This window comes from Nisaea denitrificans DSM 18348 (genome assembly GCF_000426505.1).
Taxonomy (GTDB): domain Bacteria; phylum Pseudomonadota; class Alphaproteobacteria; order Thalassobaculales; family Thalassobaculaceae; genus Nisaea; species Nisaea denitrificans.
In genome coordinates this window covers 1,781,181-1,799,569 of record NZ_AUFM01000011.1, presented here as the reverse complement: position 1 = coordinate 1,799,569, position 18,389 = coordinate 1,781,181, and the positions used below count along the sequence as shown (strand labels likewise).

18 protein-coding genes are annotated in these 18,389 nt (G+C 58.5%); 7 read left to right on the top strand and 11 right to left on the bottom strand.

The window, feature by feature from the left end; translation table 11 throughout:
• Positions 1 to 102: 102 nt before the first annotated feature.
• The 4 genes from K328_RS0109415 to K328_RS0109400 form a co-directional block, all read right to left on the bottom strand.
• Entirely contained in the window at positions 103 to 1,275 is a 1,173-nt protein-coding gene (locus tag K328_RS0109415; protein WP_051284688.1) for a GNAT family N-acetyltransferase, read from the bottom strand.
• 74 nt (positions 1,276 to 1,349) lie between these two features.
• Entirely contained in the window at positions 1,350 to 1,817 is a 468-nt protein-coding gene (locus K328_RS0109410) for a RidA family protein (RefSeq protein ID WP_028465772.1), read from the bottom strand.
• 431 nt (positions 1,818 to 2,248) lie between these two features.
• Complete coding sequence (locus K328_RS23245; RefSeq protein WP_051284687.1) at positions 2,249 to 3,163, bottom strand: hypothetical protein; 915 nt, start codon at positions 3,161 to 3,163, stop codon at positions 2,249 to 2,251.
• A 128-nt stretch (positions 3,164 to 3,291) separates the two neighbouring features.
• Positions 3,292 to 4,983: a methyl-accepting chemotaxis protein gene (locus tag K328_RS0109400; RefSeq protein ID WP_051284686.1), complete on the bottom strand. Its 1,692-nt coding sequence runs from the start codon at positions 4,981 to 4,983 to the stop codon at positions 3,292 to 3,294.
• Positions 4,984 to 5,357: 374 nt separating this feature from the next.
• Between K328_RS0109400 and K328_RS0109395 the strand changes: the two genes are divergently transcribed.
• Positions 5,358 to 5,798: a baeRF12 domain-containing protein gene (locus K328_RS0109395; RefSeq protein WP_028465770.1), complete on the top strand. Its 441-nt coding sequence runs from the start codon at positions 5,358 to 5,360 to the stop codon at positions 5,796 to 5,798.
• Positions 5,799 to 5,885: 87 nt separating this feature from the next.
• Here K328_RS0109395 and K328_RS0109390 read toward each other — a convergent pair whose 3' ends face one another.
• Entirely contained in the window at positions 5,886 to 9,572 is a 3,687-nt protein-coding gene (locus K328_RS0109390; RefSeq protein ID WP_028465769.1) for a vitamin B12-dependent ribonucleotide reductase, read from the bottom strand.
• A 572-nt stretch (positions 9,573 to 10,144) separates the two neighbouring features.
• Here K328_RS0109390 and K328_RS0109385 point away from each other — a divergent pair.
• The 5 genes from K328_RS0109385 to K328_RS26325 all read left to right on the top strand — a co-directional run bounded on the left by K328_RS0109385 (position 10,145) and on the right by K328_RS26325 (position 12,898).
• Positions 10,145 to 10,774, top strand: coding sequence for a LysE family translocator (locus tag K328_RS0109385; RefSeq protein ID WP_028465768.1), 630 nt, complete (start codon positions 10,145 to 10,147; stop codon positions 10,772 to 10,774).
• 39 nt (positions 10,775 to 10,813) lie between these two features.
• Positions 10,814 to 11,479 (top strand): RraA family protein, encoded by a 666-nt coding sequence (locus K328_RS0109380; protein ID WP_028465767.1) that lies wholly within the window; start codon positions 10,814 to 10,816, stop codon positions 11,477 to 11,479.
• 85 nt (positions 11,480 to 11,564) lie between these two features.
• Complete coding sequence (locus K328_RS0109375) at positions 11,565 to 11,918, top strand: NADH:ubiquinone oxidoreductase subunit NDUFA12 (RefSeq protein WP_028465766.1); 354 nt, start codon at positions 11,565 to 11,567, stop codon at positions 11,916 to 11,918.
• A gap of 61 nt (positions 11,919 to 11,979) precedes the next feature.
• Positions 11,980 to 12,438, top strand: coding sequence for an outer membrane lipid asymmetry maintenance protein MlaD (mlaD, locus tag K328_RS0109370; protein ID WP_028465765.1), 459 nt, complete (start codon positions 11,980 to 11,982; stop codon positions 12,436 to 12,438).
• A gap of 28 nt (positions 12,439 to 12,466) precedes the next feature.
• The gene (locus K328_RS26325; RefSeq protein WP_084608187.1) at positions 12,467 to 12,898 is read left to right on the top strand and encodes a DUF2155 domain-containing protein; all 432 of its coding nucleotides are present in this window, start codon (positions 12,467 to 12,469) and stop codon (positions 12,896 to 12,898) included.
• Here the strand turns inward: K328_RS26325 and aat are convergent.
• The 6 genes from aat to K328_RS0109340 all read right to left on the bottom strand — a co-directional run bounded on the left by aat (position 12,832) and on the right by K328_RS0109340 (position 17,105).
• A complete protein-coding gene (gene aat, locus K328_RS0109365) occupies positions 12,832 to 13,485 on the bottom strand; it encodes a leucyl/phenylalanyl-tRNA--protein transferase (RefSeq protein WP_028465764.1) in 654 nt (217 codons plus the stop codon). The genes K328_RS26325 and aat overlap by 67 nt on opposite strands.
• A gap of 47 nt (positions 13,486 to 13,532) precedes the next feature.
• A complete protein-coding gene (accC, locus tag K328_RS0109360; protein ID WP_028465763.1) occupies positions 13,533 to 14,879 on the bottom strand; it encodes an acetyl-CoA carboxylase biotin carboxylase subunit in 1,347 nt (448 codons plus the stop codon).
• A gap of 15 nt (positions 14,880 to 14,894) precedes the next feature.
• On the bottom strand, positions 14,895 to 15,335 hold the full coding sequence (gene accB, locus K328_RS0109355) for an acetyl-CoA carboxylase biotin carboxyl carrier protein (RefSeq protein WP_028465762.1): 441 nt from the start codon (positions 15,333 to 15,335) through the stop codon (positions 14,895 to 14,897).
• A gap of 18 nt (positions 15,336 to 15,353) precedes the next feature.
• Positions 15,354 to 15,803, bottom strand: coding sequence for a type II 3-dehydroquinate dehydratase (gene aroQ / locus K328_RS0109350; protein WP_028465761.1), 450 nt, complete (start codon positions 15,801 to 15,803; stop codon positions 15,354 to 15,356).
• A 78-nt stretch (positions 15,804 to 15,881) separates the two neighbouring features.
• Positions 15,882 to 16,448, bottom strand: coding sequence for a PAS domain-containing protein (locus tag K328_RS0109345; protein WP_028465760.1), 567 nt, complete (start codon positions 16,446 to 16,448; stop codon positions 15,882 to 15,884).
• Positions 16,449 to 16,592: 144 nt separating this feature from the next.
• Positions 16,593 to 17,105, bottom strand: a complete 513-nt coding sequence (locus K328_RS0109340; protein ID WP_036553680.1) for a MarR family winged helix-turn-helix transcriptional regulator — start codon at positions 17,103 to 17,105, stop codon at positions 16,593 to 16,595.
• 116 nt (positions 17,106 to 17,221) lie between these two features.
• Between K328_RS0109340 and hppD the strand changes: the two genes are divergently transcribed.
• Positions 17,222 to 18,313, top strand: a complete 1,092-nt coding sequence (gene hppD, locus K328_RS0109335) for a 4-hydroxyphenylpyruvate dioxygenase (RefSeq protein WP_051284685.1) — start codon at positions 17,222 to 17,224, stop codon at positions 18,311 to 18,313.
• Positions 18,314 to 18,389: the final 76 nt, after the last annotated feature.

The window sequence follows — 18,389 nt, the reverse complement described above, 5'->3', positions numbered from 1 at the left end:
GCGCCGTTTCGGCTGGCCAGTCAGCAATGTACCTGTCCAACATATTGCCCCATTCGTTAATTTTGCGGTGCACAAATAGCGAAGGTCAGCCATGCATCCCGTTCAACCCTCCGAGCGGAAGGGAGATTGATTTTCGAGGGCTTCTTTTTCGTAGGCCATCTGTTCTGTTTCCCGCCGAAGAAAATCCCCGACCGCGTCACTGAAGGAGCGCGAGGGAATGAGATGGCAACTCCGGGTGTAGCGGGGCATATAACCACGCTGGATCTTGTGCTGCCCCTGGGCACCGGCTTCGACCCATTTCAGGCTGCGCTCGATGGCGAAATCGATAGCTTGATAGTAGCAAAGCTCAAAATGCAGGAACTTGAAGTCGGCGATGCAACCCCAGTTTCGGCCATAGAGCGTATCGTCGCCGATCAGGTTGAGGGCGCCGGCGACGGGCGTGCCGTCCATTTCCGCTATTACCAGCAGCACCCGGTCAGCCATGCGCTCGCCAAGCAGGTCGAAGAAGGAGCGTGTCAGATAGGCCGAGCCCCATTTCCTGTCGCTGGTGTCCGTATAGAACTCGAAGAAGGCGTCCCAGTGCCGGGGCTCGATATCGGCGCCGGTCAGCCTTCGGATGGTAAGGCCAGCCTCTGCCGCTGCCTTGCGTTCCTTGCGGATCGCCTTACGCTTGCGGGAGGAGAGAGCGTCGAGGAAGTCACCGAAATTCTGGTAGCCGTCATTATGCCAATGGAATTGCAGGCCGACCCGTTTCAGGAAGCTGGCCTCCCCAAGGGCGTTCCATTGCGCTTCCGGCAGGAAGTTCACATGCAGGGACGAAACGTCGAAACGTCGCGTGATCTCGATCAGGCCGCCAATCAAGATGTTCGTGGTGGCGTCGGCATCCGCATCGGGATGACAAAGCAGTCGGGGACCCGTTACCGGTGTGAAGGGCACGGCTGAGAGCAGTTTCGGATAATACTCACCACCGGCACGCTCATAAGCGTCCGCCCAGCCCCAGTCGAACACATACTCGCCCTGGGAGTGGCCCTTCAGGTAGAGCGGAACGACTCCGGCGATCCGGTCTTCGTCATCGGCATAAACCAAATGTTGCGGCAGCCAGCCGGTCTCGGCCTTGACCGAGCCACTGTCTTCCAGCGCGGACAGGAAGGCATGGCTGAGAAAGGGATTGGCGGCACCGGTGCAGGCGTCCCAATCGGCCGGGGCGATCTCGTGGATGGAGCGGGCAACCGAGATGGCCGCCCGCGTGTCTGTTGTGTTTTCACCGTCCGGCACCGGTCCTCACCTTCCGCTGGTGTTGCTCTTGGAAGATTGTGCGCCGCAACGATCAGTCAACCGCTAACGGTTGCTCAAGCGAGTTCAATGACCGCTTCGACCTCGACCGCGACACCGAGCGGCAGGGAACCTGCGCCGACGGCGAAACGGGCATGCTTGCCCTTGTCGCCAAACACTTCGACCATCAGGTCGGACGCTCCGTTGATCACCATCGGGTGCTGGGTAAAGTCGTCCGTCGCATTGACGAAACCGCCGACCTTCACGATCCGAGCAACCTTGTCGAGGTCGCCGCCGCAGGCAGCGCGGGCCTGGGCGATGATGTTGAGGGCACAGATCCGGGCAATCTTCTGGGCGTCCTCAGCGGTCATGTCCTTGCCGACTTTTCCGACGCCTTTCAGCTCTCCGTTCCAGAACGGGACCTGACCTGAAATATACAGGGTCTTCCCGGAAATAACGTATGGCACATAATTGGCCGCGGGCGCGGCGGCGTTGGGAAGCTCGATGCCGAGTTCGGAAAGGCGTGCGTCAATTGCGCCGGCCATGGCTGACTCCTTAGTATCCTGGAATGATCTTGCGAATTGTCCTGAAGGACCGCGCAAAGCATAGACAGTCACGCCGGAGGCCGCTACTTTTTCCAAAAAGAGGGGTGCGCCAGTAAATGACGCACCCAGTATCGGACGATAGAGGCTTCGTCCTTAGGAGCTTCACAGGGTAATCGGGGAGCGGGGATGGGAGAGTACCGCTCCCCGGTTTTCCATCGTTTGGCTGACGATGGAACTCTGAACCTTGAGGACTGAAGCTATGCCCTCACGGGTCCGCTACCAGGGGGAGCCGCTCTAAATCCGGCTCAATAACTCTATATATAGTAGTTTAGGGTACCCTGAACCGCAACAAGTATTTTTGCGGGTAATTTTATGGAATATTTAAAAAGAAGATGAGTTAGTTGCCCGTTACTGAAGTAACCTTCAGCGTATTAGGGCCATTTCCGTCGAGTCTTTGACCCACTGTGAATGTCATTTTCATGGCGCGGGTCCACCCGGTTTTTCGAGAGTGCGGCGAACTCCCTGAAAGCGGAAACGCAGGACGCGTAATACGTGTCGCTTTTGTAGTTCAAGTCTCCGATCGCTCGCTCTACTGCGACAACGGGGTCGCACACAGTCTTCATCAGCTCGTGTTCGCAGGCCTTACGCCGTCTTGCCAATTCATGCCGTACCGGCTCCGGAGGAGACGGGGCCGATTGCAGAAAATCAAGCGATGGCCGGAAATTGCGGAGCCGTGTCATGGCAATCATCTGGTCCGATCCCGGGGCGAGGGATATTCCGGCGCCAACGCGATTGACGCAAATGATGGGGAAGAGCGCGGCAATGCCCGGAAACTCTGTATTCGCGAAGGTGTCGCAGTTCCAGTAGGACTCCGCGATCCGAGCAAAATGAAAGAAATCGGATACCGGGACCATGCCGGACTTCTTGAGAGGCAGGATTTCGATCCGTGGCTTCGCCGGATTGACAGTATCGTTGGCGACATCGACATAGAATGTGCCGAACTGCATCGCATTCTGGAAATAGCTTTCCCGCAGAACGCCCCAGATCTTGCGGCCTATACCGCCGGCGCGAATGAAGCTGAGCAGTGCCAGAGACGTGGCGCATCGCGGTTGATGGATATCGGCGACCAGTCGGTCATACACGGCGTCCCGAATTTCCCGGCAACGGCCTAGCGGATAAGGCTTTCCGCTGAACTCGGGAAATTGCGGTGCAAGCTCGGCGTCAACTTCCCGTCGCAGTTTCCCGAGATAGTCGAGGAGCGCTGGAGCATCGAGGTGGGCCCGGCTCAGGGAGCGCTGCTTGGCATCGGGAGCCATTGGCTGCTGAGGGAGGAGTTCCGCCGCCATTGTGCTGTGATCCGTGAATTGCCGAGGTCGGCCTTTTTAAAAGGCTTTCGTATTTTATGGCAAGGCGCGGTCGATGTGCGGAGACAGGATGGCCCGGCGGCGGAGACCGCCAACCGGGCCGTCTGCGGTCAGTTTTCGTTCAGCTTGCGAACAAAGGTATCGATCTCCTGACGGAGTGAGCGGACCTGCTGGCTTAGATTACCGGTCACCTCCGAGAGATCGCGCGCGGTAACATCGGAGCGCTCGCCGGCCGAACTGACCCGGCCGATGTTGCTGGTTACGGTGTCGGTCGCCCGCGAAACCTGCTCGACATTGTTGGAAATCTCGCGCGTTGCAGATTCCTGTTCCTCCACGGCAGCAGCAATGGCTGACGTCGTCTCGTCGATATTCTGAATCGTCCCGACGATGGCACCGATCACGTCGGCGGCATCCTTGGTCGCCTGCTGAATGGCTGAAATCTGTCCGGCGATCTCCTGGGTCGCACTGCCTGTCTGGTTGGCGAGAGATTTCACTTCGCTCGCAACAACGGCAAAGCCCTTGCCTGCTTCTCCGGCCCGGGCCGCTTCGATCGTCGCGTTGAGGGCGAGGAGGTTTGTCTGCTCGGCGATGTCGTTGATCAGGCTGACGACTTCCCCGATCCGTTCGGCAGAGGTCTGAAGGCTTGTCACCTTTGCATTGGCGTCTTCGGCTTCCGTCGCAGCGGAACGGGATATGGATGCGGACTGGTCCGCCTGCCGGCCGATTTCCGCGATGGAATTCGTCAGCTGTTCTGTCGCGGCGGCCACGCTCTGAAGGCTTTCGGATGCTTCTTGTGCCGCATGATTGGCCTCACGGGCACTCTCGGCGGTTTCTGTCGCATTATGCTGCATGTCGGCCGCTGATTTCTGCGCGGAATTTACCGAAGTCTCGACCTCACCCGTGACTCGGCCAACGGAGCTTTCCAGATCCCTGGTGAGCTCCTGCAGGAGGCGGTGACGTTCGGACTGGGCCTTCTCAGCATCCTGTAACCGACTCTCTTCAAGTGATGAGACGCGTTCCGCGTTTTCCTTGAACACTTGGACGGCTTGCGCCATCGCGCCGATCTCGTCCCGGCGGTTGGTGCCAGGCACCGAGACCGCAATATTGTTGCCTGCAAGCTCTGACATCGTATTTCGCAGCGCTTCCATCGGGCGGGTCATGCTCCGCGCAATTGTCAATCCGGCAGCGACCATGATTAACAGAGCGACCGCGGAAAATCCTGCTGAACGCATTGCGTAATTGATGAGGGCGGCATCGATGTCGTCGGTATAGATCCCGGTTCCGACAAAGATCTGCCAAGGCTCGATCATCGCAACAAAGGACAGCTTCGGCTGGGGGACTTCGGACCCGGCTTTCGGCCACATGTATTCGCTGGTTCCACCTTTCGGATCTTTCTTGAGAAGCTCAACCATCTCCTGGATGATCTTGACACCGTTCGGGTCTGCCACGCCGGACATGTCTTTGCCCTTCAGCGACGGTTTTCCGCCATGCACGACATTGATGCCGTTCATGGTGTAGGCGAACAGATATTCAACGCCCCGGAAGCGCGCTGCGACTGCGGTTTTTTCCCAGGCGGACACGGCCTCTTCCCGTGAAATCTCACCACTCATCACGCGCGCCTCATGGGCCAGTGCTTCGGAAACGCTCATTTCCACGACAGATTGAATCTCGCGCGTCCGCTCCTTGTAGAGCTGCTGGCGCTCTAGCCATACGGTTGAGGCAATCTGCGTGATCATTGCAATGGCGGCGAGCAGAATGATCAGGGCGATCTTCTGCGCGAAAGACAGGCGGTCCAAGCCCATTTGAGGGAACTCCATCCACGAGGAAATGAATAAACCTCATTATGCAGTTGTTTCGTTAATTAAGCTCTAACGCGCTGGATGGGAGCCGACTGCAACCAATATACTGCATGTTTGCGCCTCTAGGAGCCTCCTCAGGCTGGGCGCTTCATGTGCGTTTGGTACGGCCCGGGCGCTCAACGCAAAAAAACCTCTCGGTGGTTCCTTTTAATCCGTCAGGGTTTGTCATTCTGCCGGTCTGACGTTGGTCACATAGCACCGATACGGGGAAATTCATGAACCCATTCCTGCCAGACATGTAATAATCTGCGTTATGTCTTTCGCGGCTTCGGACGCGGGGGCCTGCAATTGGATAACTAAACTGTTGGGGTAGTAGAATGCAGGTACCACACAAGGCTTGGGTGCTCGTCGCGGATGGCGAACGTTTCGTTGTGTTCGAGAATCACGGGGATGCCGAGATCATCGATCTCCGTACCGTCGATGCGGGATCTATCCGGAACCCGCCGGATCATTTGCAGGGAACGGATCGGCCCGGGCGTCTGAACGATGCCTCGTACAGGCAAAAGAGTGCGGTCGAGGCGACGGATTGGCATGTCTTCGAGAAGAGGCATTTTGCCGAGCAAACCGCTGAACATCTGAATGCGTGGGTGCGCGACAAAAGGTTTGGCGATCTTGTCATTATCGCGGACCCCCGAACGCTCGGAACCTTGAGGTCCCACTACAGTGCGGCGGTGCAGGACGCGTTGCTGGCCGAAATCGACAAGGATCTGACGGCGAAGCCGGTCAATGAACTTGAAGAAGCTATCTCGCGGATGTAGGGCGAGAGTTTCGTTCGTTTCGGTTTAAAAGCAGACGGCCGCCGCGAGATCTCGCGGCGGCCGTCTGCATTTAGCTTTGATGGAGCCTTAGCTACAGCCGGACGTCCCGCCGCATGTGTCGCACTTCAGGCATGTGCCGTTGCGGACCAGGGTGAAGTTGCCGCATTCGCCGCAGCTTTCGCCCTCATAGCCCTTGATGCGGGCCTCACGGATCCGGTTCAGCTTTGCGTCAGTAGCATCCATCACGCTTTCGGAGACGGTAACCGATGCGCTCTTCTGCACCGTTGTCGTCACAGTCGCCGTCTGCGCGGCTGTCGTTGCCATGACCGGCTGGACATTGTCCGTTCCGGTGGCCTTCATCTGGTTCGACTGACCGCCCTGTAGCACCACCAGGTTCTTGCGGACATAACCGCGGCTGGTGATGGTACCGACCTGCTCCATGAGCTGGGCCTTGGCCTTGTCGACCGCATTCTCGTCGTCTCCCTCGCCCAGTGCGTCCGGCAGCAGATCGCTGGTATCGACGTGGCTGAGATCGTGCCGGTCGAGATAGGAGATCGCCAGCTCACGGAAGATGTAGTCGAGGATGGAGGTCGCCATCTTGATGGCGTCGTTGCCGGTCACCATGCCCTGCGGCTCGAACCGCGTGAAGGTGAAGGCGTCGACATATTCCTCGAGCGGCACGCCATATTGCAGTCCGATGGAGACGGCGATCGCGAAGTTGTTCATCAGCGAGCGGAAAGCGGCGCCTTCCTTGTGCATGTCGATGAAGATTTCGCCGAGCTTGCCTTCCTCGTATTCACCGGTTCGGAGATACACCTTGTGGCCGCCGACATTGGCCTTCTGGGTGTAGCCCTTACGGCGATGCGGCAGACGCTCACGTTCCACGGCCCGTTCGATGATGCGCTCGACGATCCGTTCGGCGACAACCGGCGCCTTGGCGGCGATCGGCGCTTCCATCAGATCTTCCATCTCGTCCTCGTCCTCATCGTCGACAAGGGAGGAGGAGAGCGGCTGGCTCAGTTTGGAGCCGTCGCGATAGAGCGCGTTGGCCTTGATGCCGAGCTTCCAGGACAGGATGTAGGCGTCCGAGCAATCCTGGACCGTCGCCGCGTTCGGCATGTTGATGGTCTTGGATATCGCACCGGTGATGAACGGCTGGGAGGCCGCCATCATCCGGATGTGGCTCTCGGTGGAGAGGAACCGCTTGCCGGTCCGGCCGCACGGGTTGGCGCAGTCGAACACCGGCAGATGCTCGTCCTTCAGATACGGCGCGCCTTCCAGGGTCATCGCACCGCAGACATAGGTGTTGGCTTCCTCGACCTGCTTCCTGGTGAAGCCGAGGGACAGCAGCATGTCGAAGGAGAGATCGTTCAGCTGCTCGTCGGTGAAGCCGAGGGTGTCGCGGCAGAAGTCCTCGCCGAGGGTCCATTTGTTGAAGGCGAACTTGATGTCGAAGGCGGTGGCGACCGCATCCTGGATCACTTTCACCTGGGCATCGCCGAAGCCCTTTGCCTTCAGGCTCTCCGGGTTGATACCCGTGGCACCTTCCAGCGTGCCGTGACCGACGGCATAGCGAATGATTTCCTCGATCTGGTCGTCCGAATAGCCGAGATTGCTGAGGGCTTCCGGCACGATCCGGTTGATGATCTTGAAGTAACCGCCGCCGGCCAGCTTCTTGAACTTCACCAGGGCGAAGTCAGGCTCGATGCCGGTGGTGTCGCAATCCATCACCAGGCCGATGGTGCCGGTCGGCGCGATTACCGTGGTCTGGGCGTTGCGGTAGCCGTGCTGCTCGCCGAGTTCCAGCGCCGCATCCCAGGCCGCAATGGCGGCCGCGTTCAGATCGCGGTTCGGGCTGTTCAGGGCGTTCAGCGGCACCGGCTGGATCGCCAGATCCTCATACCCTTTGTCCTCGCCATAGGCGGCGCGGCGGTGGTTGCGGATCACCCGCAGCATGTGCGCGGCGTTCGGCTTGTATTCGGGGAATGTGCCCAGCTCGCCGGCCATTTCGGCAGAGGTCTTGTAGGCGATGCCAGTCATCAGGGCGCTGATGCCGCCGCAAAGCTCGCGGCCTTCGTCACTGTCGTAGGAAAAGCCGCTGGCCATCAGCAGACCGCCGATATTGGCGAAGCCGAGGCCGAGGGTGCGGAAGTCGTAGGACAGTTTGGCGATTTCCTTGGACGGGAACTGCGCCATCAGCACGGAGATTTCCAGTGTGATGGTCCAGATCCGGGTGGCGTGCTCGAACGCGTCGATGTCGAAGCTGCCATCCTCATGCCGGAACTGCATCAGGTTCATCGATGCGAGGTTACAGGCCGTGTCGTCGAGGAACATGTACTCGGAGCAGGGGTTGGATGCATTGATCCGTCCCGAAGCCGGGCAGGTGTGCCATTCGTTGATCGTGGTGTCGTACTGGATACCGGGATCGGCGCAGGCCCAGGCCGCGTTGGAGACCTTGTCCCACAGCTCGGCTGCATTGACCGACTCGGAGACCTTGCCGTCGGTACGGCGGATCAGGTCCCAGTTCTTGCCTTCGGCAACCGCTTCCAGGAAGTCATTGCTGACCCGGATGGAGTTGTTTGAGTTCTGGCCGGAGACGGTGAGATAGGCTTCGCTGTCCCAGTCGGTGTCGTAGGTCGGGAAGTCGATTTCAGTGAAGCCCTGCTCGGCGAACTGGATGACCCGCTGGATGTAGTTCTCCGGGATCATCGCCTTGCGGCCGCCGATGATGGCTTTCTTCAGGGCACGGTTCTGCTTCGGGTCGAAGCGGGCAGCGCCCTCGACACCGTCGGCATCGCGGCAGGCAGCCATGACTTCTTTGAGATGCTTCTGGGCCAGCTTGGATCCGGAGACCAGGGCAGCGACTTTCTGCTCTTCGCGAACCTTCCAGTCGATGTATTTCTCGATGTCCGGATGATCGATATCGACGGTGACCATCTTCGCCGCACGGCGGGTGGTGCCACCAGACTTGATGGCGCCGGCAGCCCGGTCGCCGATCTTCAGGAAGCTCATCAGGCCGGAGGACTTGCCTCCGCCGGAGAGGGATTCGCCCTCGCCGCGCAGGCGGGAGAAGTTGGAGCCGGTGCCGGAGCCATATTTGAAGAGCCGCGCCTCACGGACCCAGAGGTCCATGATGCCACCTTCATTCACCAGATCGTCACTGACGCCCTGGATGAAGCAGGCATGGGGCTGGGGATGCTCGTATGCCGACTTGGAACGGGTCAGCTTGCCGGTCTTGTAGTCGACATAATGATGGCCCTGTGCGGGACCGTCGACGCCATAAGCCCAGTGCAAGCCGGTGTTAAACCATTGGGGGGAGTTCGGGGCAGCCATCTGCCGGCAAAGCATATGGCACATTTCTTCGTAATAGGTCTTGGCGTCGGCTTCAGCGTCGAAGTAGCCGCCTTTCCAGCCCCAGTATGTCCAGGTGCCGGCCAGCCGGTTGAAAACCTGCTTGGCGCTGCTTTCGCCAACCGTGCGCTCGTCTTCCGGAAGGGTCGCGATGGCGTCCTTGTCCGGGGTCATGCGCCACAGCCATGAAGGAACATCGTTCTCTTCGAACGGCTTCAGGCGAGCCGGGATGCCCGCCTTGCGGAAATATTTCTGTGCGAGGATGTCGCAAGCGACCTGCGACCAATCGGCCGGGACTTCAATATCTGCATTCTGGAACACCACAGACCCATCCGGATTGCGGATTTCGCTGCTGGTTTTCCGAAATTCAATACCTGCATAAGGACCCTTTTTAGCGTCCGTAAACCGGCGTTCGATTCTCATACTTGGAACTCCCCCGTTCCGTTTTGGTCAGTGACTTGAGCGCTGATGCCACAAGATCTAGTGGCCAAGGGTTGAGACGATACCGGATTTGGCTTCTGGGAAGCAACGATAAATGAACCAGAAGGGTGGAAAAAATGAATGTGGTTCGGTATGCGCGGAATTCTGCGGAAACTGCCTGTCCGCAGCGATCCTTAAAGTAAAATGGAAGTAAAATAGGAGTAAATTCACCAATTCATTTAGGTGAATTAAGGGTGACGTGGAGTTTTGCGGGTCGCGCTTCACAATCCGGCGATCCGAAGTCTTGATCTTGCGGTCAAGCTCCGCATTTTCATTAAGAGGCCCGTGCCAAGCCATCGACCTGAATAATGCCGTTTTCGGTTTTCCGAATCAACATATTTTGTGCGCCGAAATGTCATAAAATCTACATCTAGTGGTTTTTTGCACTGTTGCCTCGTAATGCGAGCGTCCGCCGATACATGGAAAAGCAGGTCTTGCCTGGGGTTCCGGTGCTGTGGCTCTCTTGGTGCCGTCGGCGGTGCCGGTTTTCAGAGATCTCGCGTGGAGGAAATAAAATGGACCTGGCACTCTGGCTCGCATTCACAGCGGCCTCGGCTTTCATGCTGGCGATACCGGGGCCGACCGTGATGCTGGTTGCGAGCTACGCGATGGCACGCGGGCGGGAATCGGGCTGGGCGACGGTGCCGGGCGTCGCGCTCGGCGATTTGTTGGCAATGACGGTATCGCTGCTCGGCGCGGGTGCTGTTCTGGCCGCATCCGCCGATCTCTTCACCGTAATGAAATTGGCTGGAGCAGGCTATCTTGTCTGGCTCGGTATCCAGCTATGGCGGAGCAAGCCCGAACTTGCGTCGGTACCGGTCGGGACGGGGCGGCGCGACAAACTCAGGATGTTCAGCAATGCCTTTGTGGTGACGGCCCTCAATCCCAAGGGTATCGTTTTCTTCGTGGCTTTCGTGCCGCAATTCGTCGATCCATCGCGCCCCATCGTGATGCAATGTTTCATCCTCATTGCGACCTTCGTGATTCTCGGTGCATTGAACGCGGTCTTCTGGGCGGTTATGGCCGGGACGATGCGGAACCGGTTTTCCAGTCCGCGGGCGCTCCGGATAGTGAACAGGCTTGGCGGAAGTGCAATGATTGGCGCTGGACTTCTGACAGCCCTGACCCGGCGTTCTGTCGGGTGAAGGGTATTAACGACAAAAAAAACATTTGGGAGCAGACCAATGGCGATCATCAGATATAAGGGCGACTATAAGGCGCTCGATGCAGCGGCACTGGAGCGCTGGAAAGGCGTGCCGCCAGCGGTCGCCGGAGATTGTCTGAACCGGACGGCGAGCATGGCGGGACGGGTCTCGCCCCTGCATCCGGACATGCGAATCATCGGACATGCCCGGACCATTCGGGTCATGGCCGGCGACAATGCCTGCGTTCATGCGGCTATTCCGCTGATGCGGCAGGGCGAGATCATCGTGATCGATGCCGGTGGCAATCCGGATGTCGCCATCATTGGGGAAATCCTCGTGACAGCAGCGAAGCACAAGGGTGTCGCCGGATTCGTCATAGACGGGGCCGCACGGGATGTGGCGGAACTCCGTGCGGGAGATATCCCGGTCTTCGCCTCGGCGTCTGTTCCGGCCGGGCCCCACAAGGGGTTCGGCGGATCGATCGACGGTCCGATTTCCTGCGGCGGCGTTGCGGTGATGACGGGCGATCTCATCCTCGGCGATGCGGACGGCGTGACCGTCGTGCCATTGGGCCAGGCGGCCGCGATTTTGGAAGCCGGTGAGGCGCATGTCCGCAAGGAAACGGATATGCTGGCGCAGCTTGCGGCCGGCAAGACGACGGCGGAGATGCTCGGCATCGAAATTCCGGAGGTCAACGCGGAATGAGCCGATGCGCGTCCGACTGGACTGCGCGGCGTGGGAATGACATATTCCGCCAACGTATTGATGCAGGTGACAAGGTGGTTGGTCGATGAACATCGGCACGTCAATTTACACATGGCTTCACGGCCGCGAGGTCGGCCAGGACCAGTTCGGTAATCGCTACTACGAGCACAAGTCCGAACCGGCCGCTGGCTACAAGCGGAAGCGCTGGGTGATTTATAACGGCATCGTCGAAGCCTCGAAGGTTCCGGCGGAATGGCATGCCTGGTTGCACTACACAGCCGAAGCTCCGCTGGAAACCGAGCATGAGTTTGAATGGCAGAAAGAACATCTGCCCAACCTTACGGGCACCCGGTACGCCTACCGTCCACCGGGGCATGTCCTCGAGGGCGGTAAGCGTGACGCGGCTACCGGAGATTACGAAGCCTGGACGCCGAACTGACGGTTCCTGGCTGTGCGAAGACGGCGTCCCGACGTCGCCTGGTTCAACCTGTTGAGGTCTCATGAAACGCAATACGATCGAAACGGTTATCGGCGCCGTAGTGTTGCTGGTTGCTGGCATATTCACAGTGTTCGCCTATATTTCGGCCGATCTCAACACGCGTGGCGGCTATATCGTGACGGCAAACTTCAACAAGGTCTCCGGCCTTGCCGTCGGCGGTGATGTCCGGATGAGCGGGATCAAGGTCGGTACCATCGTCAGCCAGGAGCTGGATCCGAAATCCTTCCTGGCCAAAGTGACAATGAATATCCGCGACGATATTGAACTGCCGGCTGACAGTGCGGCAGCGATCTCCAATGAAAGCCTGCTTGGCGGAAGCTTTCTGGAGATAATTCCGGGTGGCGATCCGGATATCATCAAGAGCGGCGGTTCTATCGAATACACTCAGGACCCCGTGGATATCGTTCAACTTCTCGGCAAGTTCATATTTTCGGCCAGTTCTTCCGCTAAGAAGGAATAGTCGGGCGAAACTGGTTGGGACCGCTCCCATGCGACTGTCGAAGTATGTCTTTATCTGGCTGGCGGTTTTTCTGATCGCCCGGTCTGTTGGCGCAGGTGCTCAGACGCCGGCTCCCGAGCCGGGCTGGATCGAGCTTCCCGTGGCCGTCATGCAGGGGCTGGACAAGATCACGGCGCGGATTTCCACCTTTGAGGCAGAGGTTGGTGAGACGGCGATCTTCGGGACGTTCTCCATTACGCCGCGTGCCTGCCGCAAGCGCCCGCCGACCGAAACACCGGAAAACGCCGCCTTCCTCGAGATCGACGAGCAGAAACCCGATGAAGAGCAGATCCGCTTGTTTACGGGCTGGATGTTCTCTTCAAGTCCCGCACTAAACGCGGTGGAGCATCCGGTCTACGATGTCTGGCTTCTTGACTGCAGAAGTTCTTCGACGAACGGCCAGTCATCCGACTCCGAGTAAAATTCGGCCGGAATCTTGATGGCTTCGGCGAGCTGGTCGCGATAATTCTGACGCGGAATTTCGACGGCGCCGAATTGTGCCAGATGGTCGGTGATGAACTGGCTGTCCAGCAGAGTGAAGCCGGACGCCTTGAGCCGGGCAACCAGATGAACAAGCGCGACCTTGCTTGCGTTCGGCTCCCGGCTGAACATGCTTTCGCCGAAAAAAGCGGCCCCCAAAGCTACCCCGTAGAGTCCGCCGACGAGCTTTCCGTCGTGCCAGCATTCCACGCTGTGCCCGTAACCCATCTCGTGAAGCGACATATAAAGCCTGAAGATTTCGTCGTTGATCCAGGTGTCGGGACGCTCGTCCCTCGGCTCCGCGCAGCCCTCGAGGACAGCTTTGAAATCCGTATCGCACCGGATGTCGAAACGCCGCCGCTTTACCTCCTTGCGGAGGCTGCGCGACACATGAAAGGTGTTGAGAGGCAGAACGCCGCGCTCTTCCGGATCAACGAAGAAGGTGCGGGCATCGTCATGGCTTTCCGCCATCGGAAAGACACCGATGGCATAAGCCTGCAGCAACAGTTCGGGCCGCAATTGCGACATCGTGCCGGCACCTCCTCTGCACCCGGTTGGGCGATATGCCGAGCCGGTCAGGCCGGATCGGCGAGGAAAACCTTCTCAAGCCAGTGTATGTCGTATTCGCCGTTTATGAAATCGGGAGCCTGCGAGAGATCCTGATGCAGAGGCACGGTGGTCTCCACATTGCTTATCACGATTTCGTCCAAAGCCCGGCGCAGCCGCAGCAAACACTCATTCCTGTTGGAGCCATGCACGATCAGTTTGGCAATCAGGCTGTCATAGAAGGGCGGGATCTGATAGCCGGCATAGAGAGCCGAATCGACCCTGACCCCGAGACCGCCCGGTGCATGGTAGTCGGTGACGCGGCCCGGCGACGGCATGAAGGTGCGCGGGTTTTCCGCGTTGATCCGGCACTCGATTGAATGTCCGTTCAGCACCACATCGTCCTGGGTGAAGGACAGTGAGGCTCCCGAAGCGATCTGGATCTGTTCACGCACAAGGTCGATGCCGGTGATCATCTCGGTGATCGGGTGCTCGACCTGCAGGCGGGTGTTCATCTCAATGAAGAAGAACTCGCCGTCCTCATAAAGGAACTCGAGCGTTCCAAGACTGCGGTAATTCATCTTCGCGGTGGCGCTGGCGGCAATGGCGCCTATTTTTGCGCGCGCCGCTTCATTCAGTGCCGGGGAAGGGGCTTCCTCCAGGACCTTCTGGTGGCGCCGCTGCAGGGAGCAGTCACGCTCGCCCAGATGAACGACATGGCCATTGCCGTCGCCAACGATCTGGACTTCGATATGGCGCGGCTTGGAGAGATAGCGCTCCATATAGACTTCGTCATTGCCGAAGGCGGCCGCTGCTTCCCGGCGGGCCATGTTGTAGGCGTCGCTGACTTCTTCGCGGTTCTGGGCAATCTTCATGCCCCGCCCGCCGCCGCCGGCTGTTGCCTTGATCAGGACCGGAAACCCGATCTCCTCGGCCGCGGCGATGGCGCCCTCGACTGATTCGACTGGCCCGTCCGACCCGGGCACGCAGGGAATTCCCAGTGCCTTTACCGTCCGTTTGGCGATGATCTTGTCGCCCATGTCGCGGATATGCTGCGGCGAGGGGCCGATGAAGACAAAGCCATGAGCTTCGACGATTTCGGCGAAATCCGCATTCTCGGACAGGAAACCGACACCGGGATGGATGGCGTCGGCGCCGGTCACGGTCGCGGCGGTTAGAATAGCCGGAATGTTGAGGTAGCTGTCCTTCGCGGCAGGTGGGCCGATACAGACACTCTCATCGGCGAGGCGCACATGCATCGCGTCCGCATCGGCGGTCGAATGCACGGCGACGGTCCGTATGCCCATTTCTCGGCAGGCCCGGTGAATGCGCAGGGCCACGTCGCCGCGATTGGCGATCAGGACTTTCTCAAACATTTCGGCTCCAGCCCGCTACTCGATCACGATCAGCGGCTGGCCGAACTCGATCGGCTGCCCGTTCTGAACCAGTACGTCCTTCACCGTTCCGGCACGGGGCGCGGGAATCGGGTTCATGACCTTCATGGCTTCGATGATCATCAGGGTCTGGCCTTCTGTTACCCTGGTGCCGACAGAAACGAACGGTGCCGTGTCGGGGTCGGGGCCGAGATAGGCCGTTCCGACCATCGGGGAGTTCACCGCGCCTGCGATATCGGCAGATGCTGTGTCCGCAGCCGCGGCGGGCGCGACTGCTGCGGGCGCCGGAGTGGCGACCACGCTGGCGGCCTGTTGCACGGCCGGACGGGCCACGCGGATCCGCCAGTCGTCCTTCGCATATTCAAGCTCACCGAGGCCGGTCTCTTCCAGGAGGGCGGCGAGCTTTCTTACGAGTTTGCTGTCAATGTCGTGCGACAAAGGGGTCTCCGGGTTCGTTCAGGTGCGATCAAGTATCCGCGCCATACCATCTAGGGCCAGGACATAGCCTTGGGTTCCAAGCCCTACGATGATTCCTTCGGCGACGGAGGAAATATAGGAAGTGTGGCGGAAGCTTTCGCGCCGGTGGATGTTCGAAATATGCACTTCGATGACTGGCAGGTCGGCCACGCGCAAAGCGTCGTGAATAGCGACGGAGGTGTGCGTGTAGGCGCCTGCATTGATGATGATGCCGGACGCGCTGCCGCGTGCCTGCTGGATAATCGTTACCAGCTCACCTTCAAAGTTCGATTGCCGAAAATCTGTGTCCAGTCCAAGTGTTACCGCATGATCGGCACACATGGCTTCGACATCATCCAATGTCTCGGCCCCGTAGAGCTCAGGCTCCCGGGTTCCAAGCATGTTCAGATTCGGGCCATTGAGAATAAGTATTTCCGGGCGTTCGGACACTATGCTCGCCTGCATCTCAGTTTCGAGGGTTATATCACGCGGCCCGACTGACGCAATCGGAACCGGCTGCCGTGCAGCCTAATATAACGGATCCTTGGAATACATGGTGAGAGTGGCGTTGCCTACCTTAATTCGGGTGCCGTCGTTTCTGTAAGTGGCTTCCCGGGAGGGTGCATCCTCTCCGGCACGCCCGGAGACCGTGTCGGTCACTTTTGTGCATCCGAGGATCGTATCCAACTCTCCCCCGGAGCCGGTCATGGGCAGAAGCAAGCGCTGGACCAGTACATGGCGCTTGTCATGCAAGGTCTGCGCACCAACCGTATGGATAATGTGTCCGGACTCAAGACAGTCGTCCAGTCGCTCTTTCAGAAGATTAGCTGTTTTACCAGACAGGAAGTCCTTCAGAGAGCGACCGCGCAGACCTTGGCCATAAAGTGTGTTCACAGCTTCGCCCACGAGGTGGTAGCGATAGCAATTCAGGTCCGGTTCGCGTTGGCATATCCAGACAAATGGAAGTGCTTGACCAAGCTCAAGCGGTTCAATCGACTTGCGCGCCGGATAGGTGTCGCCGCCGCGCCACGCGAACCATCTTTCCACCAATTTCCCTAATGTAGGGTCGTCGATGTTCTCGAATATCTGGCTCATTGCCTGAACTCTTTCCAAGAGCTTGGACGGGTCCAAAGCGCGATCGCGCGAACCTCAATCGGAATCCGGATATCATGCCGCATTGGTTGTGGCAATAAACCTCGTGTAGAAAATATCAGTCCTGAAGTCTTGAGATGTTAATATTCACATTGGCGGAGCGGTTGTCATACTCTTGGCCGTTTTTGTCAATTTTTCCAACAATTGAATTAAATCCCGTTTCTCCTTTTCGCTGAGGGCCGATGAGAGATAGGCTTCCCGTTCGAGGGCGATAGGCACGATTTGGTTGTAAATTTTAGAGCCGCTATCGGAAAGAGACAGGGTCGCGCGGCGTTTGTCTTCAGGGTCTACCTGTTTGCGGATATGCCCTGCGTCCAATAATTTCGCGGCGGCACGGCTGACCTGAACCTTGTCCATCGCTGCACGTTGTCGAATGTCGTTAGCCGTCATCGGGCCGTCACTGCCGAGAATGGCCACGAGCCGCCACTCGGGGATGCTGATATCGAATTCCGACGCATACAATTTCTGGATGCTGCCGGAGACCAGTGACGAGAGCAGCGCTAGCCGATAAGGCAAAAAATTGTCGAGAGAGAACGTTACCTGATCTTGGTCCTGATCGGGATCGGCGGAGGTATCGGCACTGCTTTCTTGACTCTTCACGCGCAAACCCTAATTAGTTTCGTATGCAACTAAATGCATCCTGCCCTGACGTTCCGTTCTCGCCGGTTTGCTGTCAAGGCGGGAGCTAAACCATCAGCAGACCGGAGGAGACATTCATGGCATCCGAAACGCTTTCCCCAATTCCGGGCGGCACCATCGAAAATCCGATGGCGACCGACGGCTTTGAGTTCGTCGAATATACCGCGCCCGATCCGGAAAATCTGAAGACGCTGTTTCGGTCTCTCGGCTTTACCGCGGTCGCCCGTCACCGATCGAAGGACGTAACGCTTTTCCGTCAGGGCGGTGTCAATTTCATCGTCAACGGAGAGCCAGACAGTTTCGCTCAGTCTTTCGCCCGCGTTCACGGGCCGTCCTGCTGTGCCATCGCGTTCCGGGTAAAGGACGCAGCGGCGGCCTATGATCGCGCCCTGAAACTCGGAGCACGACCTTTTGAAGGCAAGGTTGGGCCGATGGAGCTGAATATTCCGGCGATCCACGGTATCGGCGACAGCCTGATTTATCTGGTTGACCGGTATGGCGAGCAAAGTATCTACGATGTCGATTTCGTACCGCTGGACGGTGTGGAGCAGGTGCCGGCCGGAGCCGGGTTCACAATGGTCGATCATCTGACTCACAACGTGCATCGCGGACGGATGGATGTGTGGGCCGGTTTCTACGAGAAGCTCTTCAATTTTCGCGAGATCCGCTATTTCGACATTGAAGGCAAGCTGACCGGGCTGAAGTCCAAGGCGATGACCAGTCCATGCGGCAAGATTCGGATCCCGATCAACGAATCCTCTGACGACAAATCCCAGATTGAGGAATATCTCACCGCCTACAAGGGGGAAGGTATCCAGCATATCGCAATGGCGACCGACGATATCTTTGCCAGTGTGGAAGCGCTCAAGGCCGCTGGCTCCAGTTTCATGGCGTCGCCGCCGGACACTTACTATGAAATGCTGGACGAAAGGTTGCCCGGGCATGGTGAGGATGTCGCCAGCCTGAAGCAGCACGGTATTCTGATCGACGGAGCACCGACTGAAAACGGCGGTCTTCTGTTGCAGATTTTCACCGAGACGGTGATCGGCCCGATCTTCTTCGAGCTCATTCAACGCAAGGGCGATGAAGGATTCGGCGAAGGTAACTTCAAGGCTCTCTTTGAATCCATCGAACAGGACCAGGTCAAGCGCGGGGTTCTCAACGCCTGATAGAAGATCCTTGACCGGACGGCCAAATCGCTCTTGGCTCCATAGTACAGCCCGCCAGCCGATGCTGGTGGGCTGT